Annotated in this window: 23 protein-coding genes and 2 pseudogenes; 12 read left to right on the plus strand and 13 right to left on the minus strand. The window is 70.2% G+C overall.

The genetic code is table 11. The features are described 5' to 3' along the window. From Pph01_RS36585 to Pph01_RS36600, 4 genes and pseudogenes are all read right to left on the minus strand, one after another. Positions 1-594 (minus strand): annotated as a pseudogene (locus Pph01_RS36585) (hypothetical protein); the annotation flags it as partial. Between the two features lie 282 nt (positions 595-876). Then, positions 877-1,284 carry a transposase gene (locus tag Pph01_RS36590; protein WP_204077817.1) on the minus strand — a complete coding sequence of 136 codons (408 nt, stop codon included), beginning with the start codon at positions 1,282-1,284 and terminating at the stop codon, positions 877-879. A gap of 333 nt (positions 1,285-1,617) precedes the next feature. Then, positions 1,618-2,586 carry an aldo/keto reductase gene (locus Pph01_RS36595; RefSeq protein WP_239117289.1) on the minus strand — a complete coding sequence of 323 codons (969 nt, stop codon included), beginning with the start codon at positions 2,584-2,586 and terminating at the stop codon, positions 1,618-1,620. 181 nt (positions 2,587-2,767) lie between these two features. Then, a complete protein-coding gene (locus Pph01_RS36600; RefSeq protein ID WP_204077818.1) occupies positions 2,768-3,514 on the minus strand; it encodes an SDR family oxidoreductase in 747 nt (248 codons plus the stop codon). Between the two features lie 123 nt (positions 3,515-3,637). Here Pph01_RS36600 and Pph01_RS36605 point away from each other — a divergent pair, with 123 nt between their 5' ends. Further along, complete coding sequence (locus tag Pph01_RS36605; RefSeq protein WP_204077819.1) at positions 3,638-4,696, plus strand: AraC family transcriptional regulator; 1,059 nt, start codon at positions 3,638-3,640, stop codon at positions 4,694-4,696. A gap of 46 nt (positions 4,697-4,742) precedes the next feature. Beyond that, a pseudogene (locus tag Pph01_RS36610) lies at positions 4,743-4,943 on the plus strand (transposase); the annotation flags it as partial. Between the two features lie 271 nt (positions 4,944-5,214). Here Pph01_RS36610 and Pph01_RS36615 read toward each other — a convergent pair. Next, positions 5,215-6,660 (minus strand): FAD/NAD(P)-binding protein, encoded by a 1,446-nt coding sequence (locus Pph01_RS36615; protein ID WP_204077820.1) that lies wholly within the window; start codon positions 6,658-6,660, stop codon positions 5,215-5,217. A gap of 92 nt (positions 6,661-6,752) precedes the next feature. Then, positions 6,753-8,348 carry a phytoene desaturase family protein gene (locus Pph01_RS36620; protein ID WP_204077821.1) on the minus strand — a complete coding sequence of 532 codons (1,596 nt, stop codon included), beginning with the start codon at positions 8,346-8,348 and terminating at the stop codon, positions 6,753-6,755. 387 nt (positions 8,349-8,735) lie between these two features. On the opposite strand from Pph01_RS36620, the gene Pph01_RS36625 reads away from it, so the two are divergent. Next, complete coding sequence (locus tag Pph01_RS36625) at positions 8,736-8,987, plus strand: SHOCT domain-containing protein (protein ID WP_204077822.1); 252 nt, start codon at positions 8,736-8,738, stop codon at positions 8,985-8,987. Positions 8,988-9,005: 18 nt separating this feature from the next. Here Pph01_RS36625 and Pph01_RS36630 read toward each other — a convergent pair whose 3' ends face one another. Further along, complete coding sequence (locus tag Pph01_RS36630; protein ID WP_239117290.1) at positions 9,006-9,653, minus strand: HD domain-containing protein; 648 nt, start codon at positions 9,651-9,653, stop codon at positions 9,006-9,008. Between the two features lie 162 nt (positions 9,654-9,815). On the opposite strand from Pph01_RS36630, the gene Pph01_RS36635 reads away from it, so the two are divergent. Next, the gene (locus Pph01_RS36635; protein ID WP_204077823.1) at positions 9,816-10,808 is read left to right on the plus strand and encodes a GlxA family transcriptional regulator; all 993 of its coding nucleotides are present in this window, start codon (positions 9,816-9,818) and stop codon (positions 10,806-10,808) included. 4 nt (positions 10,809-10,812) lie between these two features. On the opposite strand, the gene Pph01_RS36640 is transcribed toward Pph01_RS36635, so the two are convergent. Then, positions 10,813-12,327 carry a glycosyltransferase family 39 protein gene (locus Pph01_RS36640; RefSeq protein WP_204077824.1) on the minus strand — a complete coding sequence of 505 codons (1,515 nt, stop codon included), beginning with the start codon at positions 12,325-12,327 and terminating at the stop codon, positions 10,813-10,815. A 336-nt stretch (positions 12,328-12,663) separates the two neighbouring features. Between Pph01_RS36640 and Pph01_RS36645 the strand changes: the two genes are divergently transcribed. After that, positions 12,664-13,047, plus strand: a complete 384-nt coding sequence (locus tag Pph01_RS36645; protein ID WP_204077825.1) for a DUF427 domain-containing protein — start codon at positions 12,664-12,666, stop codon at positions 13,045-13,047. A 60-nt stretch (positions 13,048-13,107) separates the two neighbouring features. Here the strand turns inward: Pph01_RS36645 and sigJ are convergent, their stop codons facing one another. Continuing rightward, complete coding sequence (gene sigJ / locus Pph01_RS36650; protein ID WP_204077826.1) at positions 13,108-13,989, minus strand: RNA polymerase sigma factor SigJ; 882 nt, start codon at positions 13,987-13,989, stop codon at positions 13,108-13,110. 194 nt (positions 13,990-14,183) lie between these two features. Between sigJ and Pph01_RS36655 the strand changes: the two genes are divergently transcribed. The 4 genes from Pph01_RS36655 (at position 14,184) to Pph01_RS36670 (ending at position 17,225) form a co-directional block, all read left to right on the plus strand. Then, positions 14,184-15,176, plus strand: a complete 993-nt coding sequence (locus Pph01_RS36655) for a haloalkane dehalogenase (protein ID WP_239117291.1) — start codon at positions 14,184-14,186, stop codon at positions 15,174-15,176. A 28-nt stretch (positions 15,177-15,204) separates the two neighbouring features. After that, the gene (locus Pph01_RS36660) at positions 15,205-16,110 is read left to right on the plus strand and encodes an SDR family oxidoreductase (protein WP_204077827.1); all 906 of its coding nucleotides are present in this window, start codon (positions 15,205-15,207) and stop codon (positions 16,108-16,110) included. Further along, positions 16,107-16,694: a peroxiredoxin-like family protein gene (locus tag Pph01_RS36665; RefSeq protein ID WP_204077828.1), complete on the plus strand. Its 588-nt coding sequence runs from the start codon at positions 16,107-16,109 to the stop codon at positions 16,692-16,694. The genes Pph01_RS36660 and Pph01_RS36665 overlap by 4 nt, the downstream gene beginning before the upstream one ends. Before the next feature lie 105 nt (positions 16,695-16,799). After that, positions 16,800-17,225 carry a nucleoside deaminase gene (locus Pph01_RS36670; protein ID WP_204077829.1) on the plus strand — a complete coding sequence of 142 codons (426 nt, stop codon included), beginning with the start codon at positions 16,800-16,802 and terminating at the stop codon, positions 17,223-17,225. A gap of 26 nt (positions 17,226-17,251) precedes the next feature. On the opposite strand, the gene Pph01_RS36675 is transcribed toward Pph01_RS36670, so the two are convergent. After that, positions 17,252-18,280: an endonuclease/exonuclease/phosphatase family protein gene (locus Pph01_RS36675; protein WP_204077830.1), complete on the minus strand. Its 1,029-nt coding sequence runs from the start codon at positions 18,278-18,280 to the stop codon at positions 17,252-17,254. 27 nt (positions 18,281-18,307) lie between these two features. Beyond that, a complete protein-coding gene (locus Pph01_RS36680; protein WP_204077831.1) occupies positions 18,308-18,703 on the minus strand; it encodes a winged helix-turn-helix transcriptional regulator in 396 nt (131 codons plus the stop codon). A 75-nt stretch (positions 18,704-18,778) separates the two neighbouring features. On the opposite strand from Pph01_RS36680, the gene Pph01_RS36685 reads away from it, so the two are divergent. Further along, the gene (locus Pph01_RS36685; RefSeq protein ID WP_204077832.1) at positions 18,779-18,934 is read left to right on the plus strand and encodes a hypothetical protein; all 156 of its coding nucleotides are present in this window, start codon (positions 18,779-18,781) and stop codon (positions 18,932-18,934) included. Positions 18,935-18,948: 14 nt separating this feature from the next. Beyond that, on the plus strand, positions 18,949-19,599 hold the full coding sequence (locus Pph01_RS36690; protein WP_204077833.1) for a DsbA family oxidoreductase: 651 nt from the start codon (positions 18,949-18,951) through the stop codon (positions 19,597-19,599). Between the two features lie 66 nt (positions 19,600-19,665). On the opposite strand, the gene Pph01_RS36695 is transcribed toward Pph01_RS36690, so the two are convergent. Together Pph01_RS36695 and Pph01_RS36700 are read right to left on the minus strand one after the other, a co-directional pair. Beyond that, entirely contained in the window at positions 19,666-20,712 is a 1,047-nt protein-coding gene (locus Pph01_RS36695; RefSeq protein WP_204077834.1) for a suppressor of fused domain protein, read from the minus strand. A gap of 65 nt (positions 20,713-20,777) precedes the next feature. Next, positions 20,778-21,971 (minus strand): FAD-dependent monooxygenase, encoded by a 1,194-nt coding sequence (locus Pph01_RS36700; RefSeq protein ID WP_204077835.1) that lies wholly within the window; start codon positions 21,969-21,971, stop codon positions 20,778-20,780. 83 nt (positions 21,972-22,054) lie between these two features. Here Pph01_RS36700 and Pph01_RS36705 point away from each other — a divergent pair, with 83 nt between their 5' ends. Continuing rightward, complete coding sequence (locus Pph01_RS36705) at positions 22,055-22,636, plus strand: TetR/AcrR family transcriptional regulator (RefSeq protein WP_204077836.1); 582 nt, start codon at positions 22,055-22,057, stop codon at positions 22,634-22,636. The last annotated feature ends 16 nt before the right edge of the window (positions 22,637-22,652 follow it).

Genomic DNA, 22,652 nt, shown 5'->3' on the forward strand with positions numbered 1-22,652 from the left:
GACGGGGCGCAGGGTGCGTCCCACCACCCACCACGTCGCCCACGCCGCGAGCGCCACCGCGGCCAGGATCGCCGAGCCGGTCAGGAACTCGAGCGTGTTGGAGGCCAGAAGCGGCGGCTGGGCCGTCCCCGCGTAGACGAAGTGCGACCTCCCCTGCCAGAGCACACGCGTCTCCAGCGGAGGGACGCGGATGGCGGTCAGCACCACGCATTCGTCGCTTGAGGGGCACTCGGTCCGGTGCGCGACCCGGTCGTCTACCGGGGGGCGCAGGGTGCTCAGGCGTGGCCGGCCCGCCGCCGCCGGGCTCGCGGACACGACCGCGCCCCTTTCGTCGACGAGTTGCAGGAGATCGATCCGGGACGTCTTGGCGCCGTTCCCGGGGTTGATGGTCGCGGGAGGCGGCACGCCCGGCCCCAGGGACCCGATCAACTCGGCGGCGACCCCCTCGGTCTCCTTGAAGATGTTGTTCTCGATCCGGTCCCGGACGGCCAGGTCGACGCCGCCGCCGATGACCAGGAAGACGAGCAGGGAGACGACCCCGGAGACCAGTGTGAAACGCGCCTGGATGGAGCGGCGGCGCAGCCTCTCGAACACCGTGCCTCCTGTCGTGGTCGTTGAATCCGGTCGCTCTGTGGAGAACAACCGGAGGCACCCGGGTCCATGGCGAACTTGATGCCAAAGCCCGAAAACCATTCACAAAAACCACGAACGGATGACCGTGTCATTACTTAAATCGTGAAAATCATGAGAAATCGCCCAAATTTGATCTATTGATCGGCGGAGGTGCGTGCTGCGCCCACCGATGACGCCGGTCCCCCAGGTGAACCGCGGCGTCCCCCTTCCGACGGTCTCCGCTCGGACCTGTATCAAAGTCGGTCAGAGCCATTCGTTGATCGCGGCGATGAGGATGGTTGCCTCGTAGCGCACGGCCAGCTTGTCGAATCGGGTGGCCACAGCGCGGTGGCGTTTGAGCCGGTTGATGCCGCACTCAACCGCGTGGCGCTGTTTGTAGAGCTCGGGGTCGAAGGCCGGCGGCCGGCCGCCCTTCGACCCCTTCCTGCGACGGCCGGCGTCCTGGTCGGCCTTGCTGGGGATGGTGGCCTTGATGCCGCGCCTGCGCAGATGGGCGCGGTTGGCCTTGGAGGTGTGGGCCTTATCGGCCAGCACCCGATCCGGACGGGTCCGGGGACGACCGCCGCCCGGCCGTGGCACCCGGATCCCGCCCAGGACAGTGGTGAACTGGGGGCTGTCCCCTCGCTGACCGGCGGTGAGGACGATCGCCAAGGGCTTTCGGTGAGGACGATCGCCAACGGCTTCTGGCCTTGTTCACAGGCCAGATGCAACTTGGTGGTCCATCCGCCGCGGGAGCGGCCCAACGCGTGATCGGCCGGCTCGAGACGCTTCCCGCCGGGCGGCTCGGCCTGCAGATCCCAGAGTGAGGTCTCCGGGATGTTGGGCCCTTACGCCTCCGCGGCGACAGCTCTCTGGCCTCAATACTGTTCGTGGCCGCCCGCCCACCACGCGGCTATGGCAACTGCAGATAGGAATGCAGTACAGATGGCCGCTCTGACCGGCTCGGCGTCAAGGCAGACGGCCTTGCCGACCCCGAACGCAGACTCAGATGCCGACGCCGGACATGTTCGCGTAGCGCTCACCCGCTGGTGCATCAAGCGCGCTGAGCCGGCCGACCTGTTCGGCGGTGAGCCTCACCGTGTCGGCGCCGACGTTCTCCTCCAACCGCGCCACCTGCTTGGTACCGGGGATCGGTGCCAAGTCATCGCCCTGAGCGAGCAACCAGGCGATGGCGACCTGTGCGGACGTAGCACCGGCTTCTCCGGCCACGGCCTCCACCTCATCGACGATGCGGAGGTTCAGCGCGAGGTTGTCGCCAGTGAAACGGGGGTTTCTCCTACGGAAGTCGTCGGCAGCGAGTCCGTCGAGGCTGCGGAGCTTCCCAGTCAGGAATCCCCGGCCCAGCGGGGAGTACGGGACCAGCCCGATGCCCAGCTCGCGCAGCAGGGGGAGGATCTCCGCCTCGACATCGCGGGTCCACAGCGAGTATTCGCTCTGGAGTGCGGTGATGGGGTGTACCGCCTGTGCCCGCCGGATCGTCTCAGGCCCCGCTTCGGAAAGACCGATGTACCGTATCTTCCCCTCTCGCACCAACTCGCCGAGCGCGCCCACCGTGTCCTCGATGGATGTCTTGGGATCGACCCGGTGCTGGAAGTACAGGTCGATGTGGTCCGTGCCGAGTCGCTTGAGTGAACCCTCGACGGCGATCCGCACGCTGTCCGGCGAGCTGTCCAAGCGCGAAGCGTCACCACCGGGATGGGAGATGAGGCCGAATTTCGTTGCCAGTACGACCTGGTCACGCCGTTTGGCGATGGCCCGACCGACCAGCTCCTCGTTGACGTAAGGTCCGTAAATTTCCGCAGTGTCGAAGAAGGTCACTCCGAGATCGAGTGCACGGTGAATGGTGCGAATCGACTCGGCGTCGTCCTTGGAGCCGCCGTACAGATACGACATGCCCATGCAACCCAGGCCGATACGCGAGACATCCAGTTCGGCAAGTGATACATGCTTCACAAGAGGAGCCTTTCTGATGGATATATAATCACAATCAATTTCAAATCCCGGTCGCGCATTATCTATTTTTGGCGGACGCGAACAGACAACCGCAGAGCCATGGCTGGGTAGTTGCCCGATGCGCTGTCTCGTCGTTGTCCAAAATCCCAGCCATGTCCCAGCGCCGCGAGGATGTCACCGATCAGATGGCTCCGCCATTGGCGTAGAGGACTTGGCCATTGATCCATCGCGCCGGACCGGCGAGGAAAAGGACGACCTCGGCAATGTCGTCGGGGGTGCCGATCCGCTCCAGCGGCGAGCGGTCAGCGATCTCCGCGCGGAGATGTTCACGGCCCGAAAGAAACTCCTGGAGCATATCCGTATCGATGGCGCCGGGTGCGACGGCATTGACCGTGACATCGCGGCCTCGCAACTCCCGCGCCAGCAGCAGAGTCAGCGCCTCCACTCCGCCCTTGGTCATGATGTAGGCGGCATTCCCTGGGTTCGAGAACCGGGTGACAGAGCTGGAGAAGTTGATGAGCGCACCGCCCGGTCGCAACCTGCGGGCTGCCTGCTGGTCAACGATGAAGGTGCCACGAAGGTTGACACGAATGGCATGGTCGAGCTGATCAAGATCGAAGTCGGCTACCGAGCCCCTGGACAGGGCGCTAGCGGCGTGCACGACCACGTCCACGCCGCCGAAAGCCTCCTCCGCCGTGTCGAAGAGCGTCGCCACCTCATCCTCCTTTGCGACGTCTGCGCGCACGGCCATGGCCGTGCCGCCGGCGGCGGTGATGTCATCGACCACGGCATTCGCGGCCGCGGCGGCCTGTGCGTAGTTGACGACGACGGCCAGCCCACTTGCGGCGAGGCGCTCGGCGACGCGCCGGCCTATGCCGCGCGACCCTCCGGTGATGATTGCGACGCGCTGGGCTGTGGTGGTGGTCATACGGTAACTCCGGTCTCGTGCCCGTCCGACGACAGGCGGCGTGCTGTGCGGTTTCAGTGTGGGATTGACAGGCCGGGACTCGGAATGCTTGAAAGTCCCGAAAAGTTGCGCGACAGTTCAGGAGTGTCCTGGCGTGTTCAACTGTCCGGCCCCGCCCCCGGCGACCCGCTCAGCGAAGCGCTCACCCTCAGCGAGGCGCGCTCAGTCATCTCTGGCGGTTTCCGGGCGACGGCGCCGTGGGCCCTTCGGTTCTGGCCACAGGCCCGGCTGAAGCTGGCCGCTGTTGTCTCAGGCTCCTGCTGGCTGACAGCAGACGGCTCTCAAGCTCCACTGCTGCTGGGTGCGGGCGATGTGGCCGTCCTCAACGACGTGAAGAGCGTGCAACTCGCCTCCGATCCAGGGCTCGCACCGGCTGAGGCGGCACCGATGTTCGGCCCGGGCCGCGAAACGATCGTGCGGATCACCAGCCATCACCAGGAACACGGCGCAGCGCCCACGGAGGAGACGAAGGTCCTAACTGGCCCGAGCACCGTGATCATCGGAGGTCATGTCGCCCTGAACGCCACCGGCGAGGAACTGCTACTGGCAGCGCTCCCGCCGCTCACGCGAATCGGCGCGGAAAGCGCCGAGGCCCCGGTCGTCCAATGGATCCTCGATCGTCTATTGCACGAACTGCATGCCGAACGGCCAGGCACCCATCACGCATCCCATCAGTACGCCCAACTTCTGCTCGTCGAAGTGCTCCGCTCCACGCTGGCGGCCTCGCCCGAGTCCTTCCCCACCGGCTGGCTGCGCGCACTGGCCGACCCACACCTCGCGCCGGCCCTTCGCCGAATGCATGCCGATCCTGGCCGCCGCTGGCATCTCGAAGAACTCGCCCAGGCGGCCGCGATGTCGCGCACCAACTTCAGCATGCGCTTTCGCGCGGCGGCAGGCGTACCACCTCTCACCTACCTCCACCGCTGGCGCATGCACATCGCCGAACGCGCTCTTTTGGACGATGAGGTGCTGCTTGCCTCCCTGGCTTCGAGCCTCGGTTACGCCTCCGAGAGTGCCTTCAGCAACGCCTTCAAACGCACTCATGGATATTCGCCGCGCAACTACCGCGCGAAGATCCACGCACGACAGCAATCGAAAGCGCTGACGATTCCCGACAGCCAGGGCGCATCCGCCGATGCTTGACCTCGCGCTTTCACAAGGTGGGCGCGACGGCCTCCCGCCTGGTCGACACTCGGACAAGGAGGACGCTGCCCCGACATGGAAGCGGACGTACGGCCACCATCCGTTGATGGGATTCGTCGACCACGGCCCGGGCGGCACCGGGGAACCCGTCGCGGCCCTGCTCAGATCGGGCAACGCGGGCTCGAACACCGCTGCCGATCACATCACTGCCACCCGCCTGGCTCAGCTACCGAAGACCGGCCGCCGACGGATCCTCCGCCAGGCCCGGCACTGGCCTTGGAGAGACGAGATCACCGCAGCCCTGGCCTGGCTCGCCCTCTTCCCCAACCAAGGCTGACCAGCAGCTTCCCCGCCCCTGCGAGCACCAGCATCACGGCCCCGGCAGTGGAACCCGGCGCCCAAACGTCACGGCGCTGTGGCCACCCGATTCGACAGGCTGGCCGTGCGCTACGAGGCAACCATCCTCATCGCCGCGATCAACGAATGGCTTTGACCGACTTTGATACAGGTCCTAGGCGTCACGCCTGGGAGGGGACCCGCCTCGGACGGCCTGTTCCGTGGACCGGCGGGTACGGGCGGATCCCGCTCCCCGCCGCCGCGACGAGGCGCGGAGCCAGCCCGGCGGCCTGCGTGCGGATCTCCGGGATGGCCGTGGTCTCGTACCGCGTGCCCCGCAGCGTCGGCCCCAGAGTGAAGATCTTCTCGCTCGGCCGTCCCCGGGCGTCGAGGACGGCGCCGGCGTCGTCGGCGTCCAGGCCGAGGCCCAGCGGGTCGGGACGGCAGAGACCGGCGGCGAACAGTCCGGACAGGAAGGGATCACGGGACACGTCGGCCGAGGGGCCGGTGCCGTTGACCACCCAGCCGACGCGGAGGTCGCGAGGCGTCCCCTCCTCGTCCACGTGGGCGACCAGGCCGTCCCGGACGGCCGTGGTCCCGGCGAGCCGGCCGCGGACGATGTGAAGCCGGCCCGCCGCCCGCAACCGGGAGACGCGAGAGGCCGTCGAGGGAGGGATCCGGTGCCGGTGCACCTCCCAGTAGCGGGCCACGAGGGCGAGGAAGCGGCGGCGGTCGTCGAGGGAGAGCCGTCCCCACAGTGCGGGGACGTGCGGGCGCAGGCCGTCGACCACCGAATGCCAGTCTCCGTCGCCTGCGGTGACGGCGGCCCGTACGGCGCGCAGCAGGTCGGCCAGTCGCGTCGCGTCGTCGGGGATCGGCATCGGGGCCGGTGGTCCGGCGGGACATCGGTGCGCCCGGGGGAGCAGGCCGTGCCTGGACAGCGCGTACACCGTCGCGCCCGGATGGGCCCGGGTCGCGGAGATCGCCACATCGATCATGGTCAGCCCGGTCCCCACGACCAGTACGGGGGTCCCGTCCCCGATCCGGGCGAGCGCGCCCGGCGCCCAGGGGTCGCCGACGTAACGGCCCCCGGCGACCTCGGCCACCTGCGGCAGGGGCGAGGGCCTGGTGTTGCCGAGGGCGAGGACGACGGCGTCGGCGTCGATCCGGCCGCCACCGGACAGGTGGACCGCAGGCCTCCCCCTGAACGACCGGGAGACGGCGGAGACCTCCGCGGTCACGCGCGTCATCGGGGACGCGGGGGAGGCGTGGCTCTCGGCGGCGGTCAGGACGTCGCGCAGGTAGCGCCCGTATACGGCGCGCGGCAGGAAGTCGGACCCCGCGACGTCGAGGCCGTTCGCCCGCGCCCACCTCAGGAGGTGGCCGGGATCGTCGGCGATCGCACTCATCTTGTCGACGCAGGCGTTGAGGAGGTGATCCGGATCAGAGGTCGCGTAGGCCTGCCCCGTGCCGTGACGTCCGTCCCGGTCGACCAGGACGACCCGCAGCGGCGCACGTGAGGTCGCCGCATGCCGGAGGAGGTGCACTGCCGTGAGGGTGCCGCTCGCACCGCCGCCCACGATCGCCACTACGGGGAGACGGCCTTGCGGAGCTGAGGAATCGACCACCCCCTCACAGTAACCCGTAATCCCTATGGGTTGAATAGGTAATTGCACGACACGGAGAAAGCTTTGGGAACCCGGGCTCGGCGGGCGCCGCGTCAGAGCCGTGGCCCGGAGAGGAGGGCGCGGGCGACGGCGCGCCCCGACGCGCCGTTCACGCCCGGCCCCGGCCACGTGGCCGAGCCGATCAGATACAGACCCGGTACGGCGGTGCCGTAGCCGCCGCGGTGAGCCGCCTCGTGGCGCCGGAAGAAGCCCTGGGACAGGGCCTTGTGCCCGGCGTCGGGGTTCGCCGCCGCGATGTCCGCGGGGGTGAGCACGTGGCGGGCCAGGATCATGTCCTCCAGCCCGGCCACATGCAGGGCCGCTTCCGCGATCACCCGGTCGGCGAACCGCTCGGCCACCTCGTGCGTCCACCCTCCCTCGGCGGCGACGTCATGAGCGGCGTCGCCCATCGGGCGCGACGGCGCGTCGAGGATCTGAAGACGGACGACGGCCGAGCCCGCGGGCGCCCGTCCGGGATCAACCGCGCTGGGCTCGTGCCAGGAGATGGAGGGGTAGGCGGGCAGCAGCCCGTCCTCGGCCTGGCGCACGGACGTGACCAGTTCCGCGACGCCGCGGCCGAGATTGACGGCGCCTCCCAGGTCGAGGCGGGGGTCGCAGAAGCGGGGCTTGCCGGACAGGGCCAGATTGATCTGGAAGCAGCCGCGCCGATCGGGCGTACGCGCCGCCTGGCCGCGCAGGCCTGCCGGAATGCCGGGCGTGTCACGCAGAAGCCGGCCGTAGAGCCGGTCGGCGGAGGTCGTGGCGACGACGGCCTGGCGGGCGGTGTACACCGCGCCGTCGGTGGTGCGTACCCCGATGGCGCGTCCCTCGCCGACCAGGATCTCGTCCACCTCGGTTCCGGTCACCACGGTCCCGCCATGCCGTTCGACGAGTGCGGTGAGTGCGGAGACCAGGCGGCCGCTGCCGCCTTCGGGCGCCGGATTCCCCGCGGTCAGCACGGCGATCATCGCCGACATCCACACCGCGCCTCCGGCGTCCTGCGGCCCGACGCCCAGGTGCAAAGGCCACGGAACGAATGTCGAGCGCATCTCCTCGGAACGGAACCTGCCGGCGATCAGGCCGAACGCGGTGCCCGCGACCAGCTTGTGGAAGGGCAGCGCGCTCGGGGCTCCCTGGTCGTACAGCTTGTCCAGCAACGCGGTCGCCTCCGGCGTGGCCGGGTCCATGCCGAACAGGGGCAGGAGCGTTTCGAGATGAGGCGCGAGATCGGCGAGCAGCTCGGTCCACGCCTCGTCCTCGCCCAGGCGGGCCAGTTCCACGGCCAGGTCCTGGGGATCGGTGGGCACGACCGCGCCGCGGCCGTCAGGCAGCGACGCCCCGGTGGACACCTCGCCCTGTACGTAGCGCAGGCCGAATTCGGAGAGCTCGTCGCCGAGTTCGGCGAAGACAGGCCCGTTGGCCAGGAAGGGATGCACCGCGGAGAAGGTGTCGTGCAGGAAACCCGGCAGGGTCAGTTCCTCAGTGCGCACATAACCGCCGGGCACGGCGCCGCGCTCCAGCAGGGCGACGCTGCGGCCCGCCCTGGCGAGATAGGCCGCCGCGACGAGGGCGTTGTGCCCGGCTCCGACGAAGACCACGTCGCAGGCGCGCCGCGGTGAGGACGCGACTTTCAGCGAAAACCCAGACATGGCGTCACCTTAGGTATGGTTTGCGACGAATGTGAGGAAAATGAGTTAAGTGAATCTTTGCGGAAAATGTGGTCGTGAATCCTTGACGGTGGCGCGCGGTCGGTCGCCGCATTCGAGCGCCGAATCGTCACGCTGAATCGTCGTGGCTCGTCCGATTCGGTCCGGGAACCGCCGCCCCCGCCGGTGCGCCTCGATGATCGCTTGGGGTGATGCCCGCCTCACGCTCCCCGCGATCTGGCCGGGCCGGCCGCCCAAGGGTGGCAACGGGACACCCAGGCAATGCCACACCCAGGCAAAACGCACCCTGGTGGCGCCGGGCCGCACCGCCGAACATGAAGACACGGGCATCGGCGTAAGGCGCCGGGCGTCGATCGGGGAGACAGCCAGATGTATGTGTACGGAATCGCGACGAGCCAGGAGGAAGCCCTCTTCCTCCTCCTCACTGTTCTGTTCTGGGTGGCCGTCTTCGGTGGCGTCGGCGCCGCGCTCCATTCCAAGGCCAGGGATCGCCGGTCGAGGACGCCCGAGGACGTCCTCTTCCAGAAGTTCGTAGCCGGAGAGATCGACGACGACGAGTACCGCCACGATCGTGAGGTCCTGCGCGCCGTGCCCCACCTGTGCGGGCGCGACGGCTCGTGACCCATTCCGCCGCCGCCGTCACTCGGGCCAGGGCGAGTTCTGGATGACCTCGACGAAGTCGCCGCGCGTGAACCCGGGAACGAAATGCTGGAGGACGTCCGCCTTCACGTTCCCGAAGGTGGTCTCCGGCCGCGGCGCGATGCCCTCGGTGAACGCCTTGAGGATGCGCTGCTTGAACCGCGGCCGCGGGTGCAGCGCGACGATCTCGGACCGGCTGCGCTCGGGGATGTCGGCGTAGCCGATCCCCAGCACGTCGTACTCCACGCCGGCGGTGACCAGGGCGACCTCCGGCTCCATGAACTCCGGGATGCCGGGCGTCGTGTGCAGCGCGATCGCCGTCCACACCCGCCGGACGCTGTCCTCCGGAACACCCCGGCTCTGGAGGAAGCGGCGGGCCTCGTCGGCGCTGTCGATCTCGAAACGGCGGCCGCTGTCGCGGAACTCCACGCCGAGACCCAGGTCGTGGAACATCGCCCCGATGTAGAGGAGTTCCGGGTCGAAGCTCAGCCCCCGGTTGCGCCCCTGCAGGCTGCCGAACCAGTAGACGCGGCGCGAGTGATGGTAGATCAGTTCGTCGGTGGTGTCGCGGACGAACTCGGTCGCCTCGGCGGCGAGCCTGGTGTCCGGTACGGCCACACCCGCGGCGATGTGCTCCATGAGCTGCATTGGTCGAGACTCCTCTCTGGAGGGGGAGGCCGGTCCGGCCTCGGCCCGTGCTTCCACCCTGCCGACCCGCGGAAGCGCCCGGCCATGTCTTCCGGGACCTAAACCCCACACATGAGGACACGGCCTCAGGCAGGCGCGGAGCCTCCGCCGTACGCTGGGAAAATGCACTACCGACACGGCGAACGCAGGCCGCACCGGGTGATCGTCTTCGCCTTCGACGGGGTGCGGCTGATGGACGTGGCCGCCCCGCTCGAGGTCTTCAGCACCGCCTCCGGCGGCTCCCACACCTACACCGTCGAGGTCTGCACCCCCGACGGTCGGGACGTCACCACCTCCACCGGCCTGCGCATCTCGGCCGACCTGCCGTACGCACGCGTGGATCACGTGGACACGCTCGTGGTGCCGGGCCCCGCCGATCTCGGCACGCTCGAGACGAGCCCCGTCCTCGTCGAGCAGGTGAGGCTGCTGGCGGGGAAGGCTCGGCGGGTGGCGGCGGTCTGCACGGGGGCGTTCGCCCTCGCGGCGGCGGGGCTCCTCAATGGACGCCGCGCCACGACGCACTGGGAGTACGCCGCGGACCTCGCCCGGCGCCATCCGGACGTCACCGTCACCGCGGACGCCATCTACGTGCAGGACGGGCCCATCCTCACCTCGGCGGGAGTCACCGCCGGCATCGATGTGTGCCTGGCCCTGGTGGAGCAGGACCAGGGACCGGAGGCGGCCCGCAAGGTCGCCCGTGACCTGGTCGTCTTCCTGCAGCGGCCAGGCGGCCAGTCACAGTTCTCCGTGGCCTCCCGCACGTCCGCGACGGGCCACCCGGTCCTGCGCCCGTTGCTCGACGCAATCGCGGCCGACCCCGCAGCCGACCACAGTCCGCGGGCCCTGGCGAGGAACGCCGGCGTGAGCCCCCGGCATCTGTCCCGGCTCTTCCGGGAGCAGGCGGACACGACCCCCGCGGCCTACGTGGAGACCATGCGCCTGGAGGCCGCCCGGATCATGCTGGAGCGCGGCGTCAGCGTGACCGCGGCGGCGCGGCGCAGCGGGCTGGGCAGCGACGAGACCCTGCGGCGGGTCTTCGCCCGCCACCTGAGGACCACCCCGTCGGCGTACGCGGCCCGTTTCCGCACCACCGGCGCGGCGGCCGCCGGCGTCTGACCGGTCACCGCCCGGACGGATCCGTGGATTGGCTGACGAACAGGCGGATGAGGTACCCGTGGACGCGTGTCCGGGACGCCTGGCGGTAGTCGTCGTGCAGCGACCGCAGCTTGGCCACGTCCTGCGGTGTGCTCAGGCGGGAGTCCTTGATGCGGGAGCGCTGGATCGTCCACACACGGGACACGTCGTGCAGCGCCGCCGCGATCCTTTTCGCCGGGATCTCCTGGGAGATCAGAGCGCCCGTCTGGGCGGCGGTTCGGGTCAGGGCGACCTCGCGGACCGCGACGAAGTCCTCCGGGTAGGCATCGGCGACGATGCGGCGTCCCACCGGCAGGAACAGGACGGCGTCGCCCGGCCGGGCGTCCTCCCGAATCACGCGCGCCGCTCCTGCCGGGTCGTCGTTGCGGCTGGTGATCCGGCGGACGTCGGCCTGGGACGGCAGGGCCAGGACGGCGGTGACGCCGAGCAGCGCGCACGCGACGACGACGCCGGGAACGCGCCGCCCGCCCAGCCGCCCGCTCAGCCGTCCGGCGGCTGCGAGTCCCGCGCCGACCAGCCATGCCAGCCCGACGACGGCGTAGAGGACGTAACGGTCCTGGTAGAAGGGCTTGATCTGGGAGACCGCCAGCAGCGCCGCGGGCGGCAGGACCGCCAGGGGAGCCGCCACGGCGAGCAGCGGAAGGCGCGGAGCAGCCTGCGCGGCGTCCTCGGCGCAGCGGCCCGGCAGGAAGGCGAGCACGACCAGCCCGGCGGTGACCACGAGCAGCGCACCCGTGCCGGCCAGACGGGTCACCAGCTCTCCCACGGCCTCCCAGCCGGGTCTCGTGAGCCAGCCGACCTGTCCCTGCTGCGCGCTGCTCACCCAGACGAGGGGGGCGACGGGAACCAGGCCGGCGGCGCAGGCCGCGACCCACCGGAGCAGCGCCGCCCTGCCGGCCCGGCTCACGAGAAGCGTCACGGCATGGGCGAGCAGAGCGAAGACGGCGAAGACGTTGAGCAGGCACCCCACGGCGACGGCCGTGCCGTACAGCACCCACCAGCGAGGACGCGGCTCGGACACCGCGCGCGCCAGGAACAGGGTGGCGAGCACGACGGCCGCGGTGACCAGCGCGTATGACCTCCCCTCCTGGGCGTAGTAGCTCACCACCGGGGTGGTCGCGTAGGCCAGGCCGGCGAACAGGCCCGTCCAGGACGACGCCGTGTGCTCCGCGACGGCGGCCACCCCGGCCGCCGCGACGCACGTGGCGAGCACCGACGGCAGCCGCAGCACGACCTCGCCGAGATCGGGGCCGCTCACCAGGGCGAGGAGCGGATGGAGCATCAGGTAGTAGAGGCCGTGGACCGCGTCGATCTGGCCGAGCGTGTCCCACAGAGCCGGCAGCGAGCGGCGCGCGACGGTGAACGACGTCGCCTCGTCATGCCACATCGACCCGCGGTCGACTCCCCAGACGCCCGCGACCAGCGCGGCGACCGCCGGTATGACGACGGCGGGGCGGCCGCGCGACATGCCGATGCTCATGAATCCCCCCGTTCGGAGCCCGGCCCCCGGTGCGGACCACGGCGACGGCTTGCTGCCGCGGCCCGTCCGGCTCGCCTCCGGCGGATGCCCTCTCCTGTGGCGCTGTCCTCAGCTCTCCCGTCTCAGCTTTCCCGATAGTCGTCGTATCGGCCCCGTGAACAGGTCTTTCTGTTCGGAGCGGTGAGGCCGTCGCCGGTTCGGGGAAGGGGAAATCAAGCGTTTCGTCTCACATATCCGGCCGGATCGGCCGCGGTGATCTCGGCGTCCGGTGGGAACACCCCGCGAACGCGGGGTGCTGAGACTCAGGAGACGACGCCTGCACGAGGAGCACCAGCCATGACCGCCAGAGAAGTCAAGATTCCCGGCGCCGATCATCCGATCACGATCGAGCCGAGCACCGACGAGATCGTCGTCACCGTCGCGGGAAAGGTCGTCGCCTCCACGCGTGACGCGCTGGTCCTACGGGAGGCGAACCTTCCGCCGGTGAACTACATCCCGGTCAAGGACGTCGACGTCGACCTGCTGGAGCGGACCGACCACGCGACCTACTGCCCGTACAAGGGGTGGTGCGGCTACTACAGCATCCCCGCCGGCGGCGACAGGTCGGTCGACGCCGTGTGGCGTTACGACGAGCCGTACGACGGGGTGGCCGAGATCAAGGACCACGTCGCGTTCTATCCGGACCGGGTCGACTCGATCACGGTCCGGCCCACGGCCTGAGCCGGCTCGCCGGAAGGGGCGCGGCGAACGCCGCGTCCCTTTCCGTGAGCCCGGGGCCGTTCAGTGGACTCCGGTGAGCTTGTCGGGATTGGTGATGGTGTAGATGCCGCGGATCCGGTCGCCTTCCGGCGCCAGGTCGACGACGATGACGGCGAAGGGCGATCCCTCCACGAACACCACCGCCGAGAGGTCGCCGTTGACCGGCTGGAAGCGGATGTCCAGCCCCTCCAGCGGCCTGGCGGTCCGGGCGACGAGCAGCCGGGCGACCTTGTCGCGGCCGTGGATCGGACGCGGCCCCGCCGCCGTCGCCTTGCCGCCCCCGTCGGTCCACAGGGTCACCTCGGGGGCGAGGATCTCCAGCAGGGAGTCGAGGTCGCCGCCGAACGCCGCGGCCACGAACCGCTCGGTCACCTGGCGTTGCGTCCGCCGGTCGACCTGGTAACGGGGCCGCCGCGCCCGCACGTGTTCCCGGGCCCGGTGGGCGAGCTGGCGGATCGCCGAGGGGCTGCGGCCGAGCGTCTCCGCGATCTCCGTGTGCGCGTAGCCGAACACCTCGTGCAGGACGAAGACCGCGCGTTCCAGCGGCGTGAGCGTCTCCAGCACCACCAGGAGCGCCATCGACACCGACTCCGACCGCAGCGCCTCGTCGGCGGTGTCGCCGGAGGTCAGGAGGGGTTCCGGCAACCACGGGCCGACGTACGTCTCACGGCTGCGGCTGAGCGCGGTCTGCCGGGCCAGGGCCTGGTTGACCGCGATCCGCACGAGATAGGCGCGCGGGTGCCCGATGTCCTCCTGGTTCCGCGACGCCCACGACAACCAGGTCTCCTGGAGCACGTCCTCGGTGTCGGCGACGCTGCCGAGCATGTTGTAGACGATGGAGAACAGCAGCTCACGATGGTCGGCGAACACGCGTGTCACACCGTCGGCCGAGATCCCGGGCATCGCGGGCCTCCTCTCTTGTCCGGATGCCTCCTAAGAGTGGTCCGCGCCCGTCCGGTGTGACATCCGCCCGCCGATTGTGACCCGGATCTCACCCTCGGCGCCGATGTCACACTCCGGCGGCCCACGGCTCTCTCAGGATGCGACCCGCCCGCCGCGGACGATGCGGCGGGCCGACCAGGAGAGCGAGACGCATCGTGACTGTGAACACTCCGGAGGGCCGTGCCGCCGCTTCCTCGGCGCCGCCGCGGAGCATGGAGGTGCTGCGGACGCCGGACGCGCGGTTCGAGGGGCTGCCCGGCTACGCGTTCGAGCCGCACTACGTCGAGATCGACGCGGGCGACGGCGCCGGAACCCGGCTGCGCGTGCACTATCTGGACGAACGTCCGGACGACACGGCGGAGGCCTCGGGAGAGACGATCCTGTTGTTGCACGGAGAGCCGACCTGGAGTTACCTCTACCGGAACGTCATACCGCCGCTCGTGGCGGCGGGACACCGCTGCGTCGCCCCCGACCTCGTGGGGTTCGGCCGTTCCGACAAGCCGGCGTCCCCCTTCGCGTACACCTACCAGAGCCACGTCGACTGGCTGCGGGAGACCGTCTTCGGCCGGCTCGACCTGCGGGACGTGACCATGGTGTGCCACGACTGGGGCGGCCTGCTCGGGCTGCGGCTGCTGGCCGAGCACCCGGACCGGTTCCGCCGCGTGGTGGCGACCAACACCGTCCTGCACACGGGCGACCAGGGGGACATGGGCCCCTTCTACACGCAGTGGCTGCAGTTCAGCCAGCGCGCCCACCCGTTCGAGCCCGGAGCGGTCGTCGAAAGGGGCACGGTCACCGATCTCGACCCGGCGGTGCGCGCCGCCTACGACGCGCCGTTCCCCGACGAGGCCCATCTCCAGGGCGTACGCCGGTTCCCCCTGCTCATCCCCATCTCGGCCGACGACGAGGCCGCCCCGGCGAACCGTAAGGCGTGGGAGGTGCTGGAGACCCTGCGGATCCCGTTCCTGTGCGCGTTCAGCGACCGGGACCACGTGCTCGGCGACGCGCACACGCCGATGCGCGAGCGCATCCCCGGCGCCCAGGGGCAGCCGCACACGACCATCACGAACGCCGGCCACTTCTTGCAGGAAGACCAGGGCCCCCGGCTCGCGGCGGTCATCGACGACTTCGTCCGCACCGCCCGTTGAGCCGGCACCGAGCGAAGGGAGCATCGACATGACCGTTCTCGTCACCGGAGCCACCGGGACCGTGGGCGCCCACGTCGTCCGTCATCTGCTGCGGGCGGGCAGAAAGGTACGGGCGCTGACCCGCGACCCCGCCTCCGCCCACCTGCCGGAGGGCGTGGAGGTGATCGCCGGCGACCTCACCGACGCAACCACGCTGGCGCCGGCCTTCGACGGCGTCACCGCCGCCCATCTGATCAATTTCGGCAGGGGATACCGGCCCCTGAGAAACGGGCAGGAGATCGTCGACCTCGCGCTGCGGGCCGGAGTGCGCGCCGTCACCGTCCTCGGCGGCTGGGAGACGGGCAGCCTGGAGCCTGCCGTACAGGCCGGCGACCTGAGATGGACCCTCCTGCGGCCGGTGGAGTTCATGGCCAACACGCTGGCCGACTGGGGCGAGTCGCTGCGGACCACCGGCGTCGTCCGCGAGCCGTACGGCGACAGGAAGAGCCCCCCGATCCACGAGTCCGACATCGGTGCGGTAGCGGCGGCCGTGCTCACCCAGGACGGCCACGCGGGGCAGGCCTACCACCTCACCGGGCCGGAGGTGGTGACTCCCCGCGACAAGGTCCGCATGCTCGCCGAGGCGACCGGCCGTGACCTGCGATTCGAGGAGCTCACGCCCGGCCGGACGCGGCAGGAGTGGGTCACCGAGGGCGGCCGGCCGGAACGGCTCCTCTTCCGGGCGTTCCCTCCCGGACTGGGTGACGCGGAGCTCGTGGAGATGCTCCTGCGGCTGTACGGCACGCCCAACGAACTCGGCACCACCGTCACCGACGCCGTGGAGAAGGTCACCGGCCGGCCGGCGCGCACGTTCGCCGAGTGGGCGGCCGAGCACGCGGGCGCGTTCCGGCCCGGATCCGCGGAACGACCGGAAGCAGATCGGAAGGTCTCATGAGCACCTCATCGAAGCCCGTCCCCGGAAGGGCGCACCGCTACGCGCCGGGTGACCTGGTCGCCCCCCGCGAGCTGACGTCGATCCGGGCGGAGCGGGTCCTCCTGCCCGACCCCGGGTCCCTCGTCCACCTGCAGTTCCGGCGCTACGCCGGATGCCCCATCTGCAACGTCCACCTGCGGTCCGTGGCCCGGCGCCACGACGAGATCGCCGCCGCGGGGATCCGGGAGATCGCGGTGTTCCACTCTCCCGCGGAGGACATGCTGTCCCACCAGGGCGAGCTCCCCTTCGCCGCCGTCGCGGACCCGGACAGGAAGCTCTACGCCGAGTTCGGCGTGGAGGCGTCCCCCCGGGCCGTGCTGCATCCGCGGGCCTGGACGGCCCCGCTGAGGCCGGGGACCTACTCCGTCGTCATCCGGGGCATACGCGCCGGGGGGACGCCGTTCTCGACCGGGGGCCAGACCGTCCTCGGCCTGCCGGCGGACTTCCTCATCGCCCCTGACGGAAGGGTGCTGGCCGCCAAGTACGGCAGGCACGCGGGTGACCAGTGGTCGGTCGACGAACTGCTGCGCCTGTCCGGGCGGTGAGCGCTGACCGCGTGCGGCTGGGATGATCGCCGAGTGGCCGGGCGTTGCCCGGCACAGGGACCCGGGCGTGCCCGCGCCGGGACCTGCCACGCGAACGGAGCGACCGTGACACACGACGACGAACTCTTCCTCCGCCGGGCCATCGAGCTCGCCGCCATGTCACGGGCGTCGGGAGACGCGCCGTTCGGGTCGCTGCTGGTCGGCCCGGACGGCGCCGTCCTCGCCGAAGACCACAACACGGTCCTCACCGACCGCGACATCTCCGCTCATCCCGAGCTCAAGCTGGCCAGGTGGGCGGCCAGGGAGCTGGACCCCGACACCGCGGCCGCCACCACCATGTACACGAGCTGCCAGCCGTGCGGCATGTGCGCGGGCGCCATCGAGCGGTCCGGTCTCGGCCGCGTCGTGTACGCGTTGTCCAGTGAACAGCTCACCGGCCTCAAGCCGCCTGCGGCCGGCGCCGGCGTGCGCCAGGACGGTCCCGCGCTGTACGACGAGGCGCGGGTCCCCGTCGAGGGCTACTACATCTGACCCACGGGCGGCCCTTCGCGGAGCGGTCACCTGGCGGTGAGGCCCAGCTCCGCGAAGACGGCCCGATGGTCGGTGGCGGGGACGACCTGGACGCTGAACGCCCGGACGGTCACGCCGGAGCTCACCAGGACGTGGTCGAGCGTCACGGGTGGGATGCCGAAGCCGTTGAAGTGCCACGGCTGGTACGGCCAGGTGGTCGAGAGGCCGTCCCCCGTGACATCGGCGGCGTCCGAGTACCCCTCGTCCAGCAGACGACGGACCCGAGCGTGGTCGAGGGTGGCGTTGAAGTCCCCGGCCAGCACATGTCTCGATCCGGAGGGTGACGGCAGCGCCGCCAGACCGTCCGCCCAGCACTGGTACCTGTCCTGGTAGCGCGGCGCGCAGGGGTGGACGGACACGATCTCGACCGGCCTGCCGTCCGGAGCCGCCAGGGTGGCCCGTGCCTGACCGAAGCCGCCGATGTCGATGGCCTGCCCAGGCGTCAGGGGGTATCGGGCGTAGATTCCGGAACCGCCGGTGCCGGGCTTCGACCGGACCACCTTGTACGGCAGAAGCTGTCCCAGCCCCGCTTCGTCCAGTCCCTCGGCGGCCTCGGGGGTGAGCTCCTGCAGGGTCAGCACATCGGGACGGAGTCTCCGTACGAGATCGACCAGTGCGGGCGGAGGCGCCGCTCCGATCATCAGGTTCGAGGACAGGATCCGCAACGACGGCCCGCCGTCGTCCACGTCCGTCACGGTCGTCCGCGGCAGCGTGCAGGCCGCGAGCACGGCGGTGACCAGAAGACTCGCCGCGAGGGCCTTCCACCGGCGCGAGACCAGGGCGACGATCGGGGCGACGACGGAGAGCAGCGCGACGTAGGGCGTGAACCCCACCAGTTGCACCCAGCGGAAGTGCACGTCCGCCGGGATCAGCCGGAGCACCGCCCAGATCGCGAACGGCGTCACCGTCAGCCAGGCGAGGACGCTCACCCACCGTCTCGGACGCGTCTCGAGGGCGGCCGGCGGCCCCTCTTCCTGTGCGACCGTCGTCACGTGGGCCTCCGTCGGCTCGATCATGCTCGGCGGGGGCAATCCTAGGGCGGTTCAGGTCGCGGCGGCCTCGCGGTCGTGGCGCTCACGAGCGGCCCGGATGTCGTCGCGGTGGGCGTTGGCCCATTCGTCCAGCGCGGTGAGCGGGCCCAGCAGCGTCCGGCCGAGCTCGGTGAGCTCGTAGTCGACGCGCGGCGGCACGCTCGCGTGCACCGTCCGGCTGACCAGCCCGTCGCGGGCGAGCGCGCGCAGGGTGTGCGTCAGCATGCGCTGGCTGATGCCCTCGATGGCGCGGTTCAGCTCGCTGAAGCGGTGCGTGCGCCGCCCGAGCAGCACCACGATGAGCACGCTCCACTTGTCGCCGACCCGGTCAAGGACGTCACGGATGGGGCAGTCGTCCGTCAGCTGGATGGTGGCGGGCACAGGCACATCCGTGTGCGTGACCGACATGGAAGTGCCTCCTTATGGTCGCCGCTATTGTGACTCATGATGGTGTTACACACAATAAGTAACCAGGAGGGCTCGATGAGCGCATCCGCGTCACCCGAGGCTCCGGCGCCGGACGCCGTGACCGCGGAGACCACCCCTGAGGCGCCGTCGATCAGGCGGCCGGTCGCGCAGGGGCTGGTGGTGCTCGGCGCCGAGGGCGCCGAGGCGTGCTCGGACGGGACCTGCTGGTGAGCGAGGAGAAGTCTGTGCGGGTCGAAGTGTGGTCCGATGTCGTGTGCCCGTGGTGCTACATCGGCAAGCGGCGGCTGGAGCGGGCGCTCGAGGGGTTCGAGCACGCCGGCGAGGTCGAGGTGGAGTGGCGCAGTTTCCAGCTTGATCCGACGCATCCCAAGGGCGTCAGGCAGCCGGTCTACGAGGCCCTGGCCCAGAAGATGGGCGGCTCGACGGCGCAGATCCGCGCGATGACCGACCGGGTGAAGGCGCTGGCGGCGGAGGAGGGGCTCGAGTACGACTTCGAGCACTCCATCTCGGTCAACACGTTCGACGCTCACCGCCTGACCCACCTCGCCAAGGCGCACGGCCTGGGCGGGGAGACGCACGAGCGGCTCATGCGGGCCCAGCTCATCGAGGGCGAGACGCTCGACGACGTCGACACGCTCGTCCGGCTGGGCGCCGAGGTCGGCGTCCCCGCCGACGAGGCGCGACGGGTGCTCGAAGGGGACGACTACACCCGTGAGGTCGAGGAGGACATCCGCGAGGCCCAGATGCTCGGCGCGACCGGAGTACCGTTCTTCGTGCTCAACCGCATGTACGGCGTCTCGGGCGCGCAGCCGGTCGAGCTGTTCCTGTCCGCGCTCCGCACGGCCTACGAGAACGAGGACGCCCCGGCCCGCTGACGACGTCAGGGCTGAGTGAGCCGGCGCGGCGGCCTCATGCGGCCGCCGCGCCGGCGACGAGGACTCTCAGCCGATCACCTCGACCACGTTTCCTTCCTGGTCGCGGATCTGCGACCTGACGATCTCCACGACGAGGCCGGGCGCGGTGCGGAGTTCATGGACCCCGGCCGTGGGGCGCAGCACCGTCGTCAGCTCGGTGAGGACGTCCGCGGGGATCTCGACCTCGACGTACCCGTCACCGGATTCCGTGACGGTGACGTTGTCGCCGGGTCGCAGCCGCACACCGCCGTCGGGCCCGGCGATCGACAGATCACGCCCGTACGGCAGGCGGCCGGCCAGCGTTCGTGCGATGCGCTCGGCCGCGTTCGCGCCGAAGGTCAGCACCGTCTTCTCCGGTCGGCCGTCGGTCTTCCAGCGCGCCTCCTGGACGTACAGGCCGCCCGTCGACGAAGCGTCGCGCCGCGCGCCGTCTTCGATCGCGGCCGCGAGCTCCGGATCGTCGATCACGCTGCCCCGTGTCAGGTCCGTGACCAGCAGCGGCAGCCGGGTTCGCAGGACGCCGAGCAGGCCGAGGGCGTCCCAGCGTCCGATCGCCTCGTATTCGCCGAGGGTGAGCCCGACGACCTGCAGGAAGCACAGCCGCCCGTGAGGTGTGTCGATCGTGCCGAGCTCGGGATCCTCGGCGAAGGCGGCGGCCCGGATCGCCGTCTCGGGGTTCTCCTGCGAGATCGGACCGTTCAGATCGATATGGTGGCCCGGCGCGAACGGGTTGGCGGAGGAGAAGACGTAGCGGCCGAGGTTCTGCAGGAAGTTCGCCGCCCACATCGGCGGGTCGGTCTCATCGTGGCCGCGGGCGACGCGGAAGGTGAACTCGAACCCCCATCCGGACTCCTCGGCGACCTCCGACTCCTTGTCGTACAGCTCGGACATGCCGTAGCTGATGAAATGCCAGTGGTCCTCACGGGGGTAGACGCTGACCCCGTCCAGCGGGTCGGGCCCGCCGAGGCTCCATCTGTGAAGCGTTCCGTAGTGTTTGGGGGTCACCCCGGGATAGAGCCGCGCCGCTGCGGCGTCGATGGCGTCCCAGCCGGCGGCGATCGTGTTGTCGACCATGAGGCGCGACTCTATTCGAGCTGAAGGGGCGGTGGATCCGATGTCATATGACCGGGCTTGGTCGCTCAGTAGTCCCTGATGGTGATGGCGGTCGCGGCCTTGCGGATCGGCTCGGTGACCCGCCTGATCATGCGGTCCTTGCCGGGCAGGTGTGGCATGAGCCGCAACATCCCCATCTGGAACCGGATCTGGCCCGCCGACTTCAACACCATTCCCTTGAGGTTGCCCTCGGCGAGCTTCTGGTTCTCCTCGACGAAGTGCCGCATGTCCTCCTCGTAGGTGGCGAACCCCGCCGTGTGGTCGCCGGCCGCGGCCGCGAGAGAGCCGGCCAGGACGTAGGCGCCGACCAGGCTCAGGCTCGTGCCCTGGCCGGACGCGGGGGAGGGCCCGTAGGCGGCGTCGCCGACGAGGACCACGCGGCCCGACGACCAGCGGTCCATGCGCACCTGGCTGATCGAGTCGAAGTAGAAGTCCGGCGCGTCCCACATGGAGTCGAGCAGGCGGGGGACGTCCCAGCCCTGGGCCGCGAAGGTCTCGGCCAGGAGCTTCTTCTGCGCGTTCACGTCCTTGCGGTCGTAGGGGCCGGCCGGCGAGACGAACAGGAACATCGCCTTGGCGTCGGCGCTCTGCCGGGTGCTGTACATGCCCGCGCTCCGGCCCGGCGCCGGGTGCATCATCTCGGTGCGGTCGAGGCCGAGGTGGTTCGGGACCGTGAAGATCGAGATGTGGTGACCGAGGTCGTGGACGAATTCGGACTCCTCGCCGAAGGTCAGCGCCCGCACGTTGGAGTGCAGGCCGTCGGCGCCCACGACGAGGTCGAAGGTCCGCGCCGGGCCGTTCTCGAACGTGACGTGGATGCCGTCCGGCGTCTCCTCGAGCGCGGCGATGGAGTCGCCGAAGATGTACTCCACGTCGTCCTTGGTGGCCTCGTACAGGATCGCGCCCAGGTCGCCGCGCATGATCTCGACGTCGTCGCCCTCGCGGCCGCCGAACAACTGGGCGCTCATCGTCGCCATCTGCTTGCCCTTCGCGTCGACGAACCGCGCGATCTGCATGTCCGTGCTGTGCCGCCGCACCTCTTCGAGTAAGCCCATGCGCTCGACCACCTCGAGGGCGGCGCCCCGAATGTCGATCTTGTAGCCGCCCTCCCTGAGGGAGGGTGCGCGCTCCACCACGGTGGGGCGGAAGCCGTGCTCGCGGAGCCAGAAGGCGAGGGCGGGGCCGGCGACGCTCGCGCCGGAGATCAGAACGTTTGTCATGTCGCTGACTGTACAAACGTCTCAGAAGCTTGTCTAGTACAGATGTGCAAGACATTTGTTCAAGCAGGCGCTAGGCTGTGGCCATGGGAAATCGGGAAGATCTGCTCGCGGGAGCCCGCCGGTGCCTGATGGAGAAGGGATACGCGGGCACCACCGCCCGTGACATCTCGGCGGCCTCCGGCACGAGCCTCGCGTCGATCGGCTATCACTTCGGGTCGACGAAGGCGCTGCTGAACGCGGCCCTTTATGAGGCGATGGAGGAGTGGGGGAGCGAACTCGAGCGCGCCCTCGCCGGGGGAGCGTCGCCCGGGGCGACGCCGACGCAGAGGTTCGAGGAGACGTGGGCGCGGATCATCGAGTCCTTCGCCAGGCTCAGACCCCTGTGGGCCATCCAGTTCGAGCTCATCGCCCAGATGGACCGCATGCCCGAGTTGCGGGAGTCCTTCGCGGCCGCCAACCGCCAGGCCCGGCTTGGTCTGGCGGCGCTGTTCGACGGCCTTGACCCGGTCGCGGACGAGAAGAAGGCGCTGGTCGTCGGCGCGTTCCACCAGGCGCTGCTCGGCGGGATGGCGGCCCAGTGGCTCGTCGACCCGGAGGGCGCGCCCTCGGCCCAGGACCTCGCCGAGGCGCTGCGCACGATCACAGCCGGCCTCTCGGACTCCTGAGCCCCAGGATCACGGC

The sequence above is a fragment of the Planotetraspora phitsanulokensis genome (assembly GCF_016863295.1).
GTDB lineage: Bacteria > Actinomycetota > Actinomycetes > Streptosporangiales > Streptosporangiaceae > Planotetraspora > Planotetraspora phitsanulokensis.

Coding starts and splice junctions, on each gene's coding strand:
- Pph01_RS36600 (WP_204077818.1), bottom strand. CDS start 3,514: ATGACCACCACCACAGCCCAGCGCGTCGCAATCATCACCGGAGGGTCG.
- Pph01_RS36620 (WP_204077821.1), bottom strand. CDS start 8,348: ATGTCTGGGTTTTCGCTGAAAGTCGCGTCCTCACCGCGGCGCGCCTGC.
- Pph01_RS36625 (WP_204077822.1), top strand. CDS start 8,736: ATGTATGTGTACGGAATCGCGACGAGCCAGGAGGAAGCCCTCTTCCTC.
- Pph01_RS36630 (WP_239117290.1), bottom strand. CDS start 9,653: ATGCAGCTCATGGAGCACATCGCCGCGGGTGTGGCCGTACCGGACACC.
- Pph01_RS36635 (WP_204077823.1), top strand. CDS start 9,816: ATGCACTACCGACACGGCGAACGCAGGCCGCACCGGGTGATCGTCTTC.
- Pph01_RS36640 (WP_204077824.1), bottom strand. CDS start 12,327: ATGAGCATCGGCATGTCGCGCGGCCGCCCCGCCGTCGTCATACCGGCG.
- Pph01_RS36645 (WP_204077825.1), top strand. CDS start 12,664: ATGACCGCCAGAGAAGTCAAGATTCCCGGCGCCGATCATCCGATCACG.
- sigJ (WP_204077826.1), bottom strand. CDS start 13,989: ATGCCCGGGATCTCGGCCGACGGTGTGACACGCGTGTTCGCCGACCAT.
- Pph01_RS36660 (WP_204077827.1), top strand. CDS start 15,205: ATGACCGTTCTCGTCACCGGAGCCACCGGGACCGTGGGCGCCCACGTC.
- Pph01_RS36665 (WP_204077828.1), top strand. CDS start 16,107: ATGAGCACCTCATCGAAGCCCGTCCCCGGAAGGGCGCACCGCTACGCG.
- Pph01_RS36675 (WP_204077830.1), bottom strand. CDS start 18,280: ATGATCGAGCCGACGGAGGCCCACGTGACGACGGTCGCACAGGAAGAG.
- Pph01_RS36680 (WP_204077831.1), bottom strand. CDS start 18,703: ATGTCGGTCACGCACACGGATGTGCCTGTGCCCGCCACCATCCAGCTG.
- Pph01_RS36685 (WP_204077832.1), top strand. CDS start 18,779: ATGAGCGCATCCGCGTCACCCGAGGCTCCGGCGCCGGACGCCGTGACC.
- Pph01_RS36695 (WP_204077834.1), bottom strand. CDS start 20,712: ATGGTCGACAACACGATCGCCGCCGGCTGGGACGCCATCGACGCCGCA.
- Pph01_RS36700 (WP_204077835.1), bottom strand. CDS start 21,971: ATGACAAACGTTCTGATCTCCGGCGCGAGCGTCGCCGGCCCCGCCCTC.
- Pph01_RS36705 (WP_204077836.1), top strand. CDS start 22,055: ATGGGAAATCGGGAAGATCTGCTCGCGGGAGCCCGCCGGTGCCTGATG.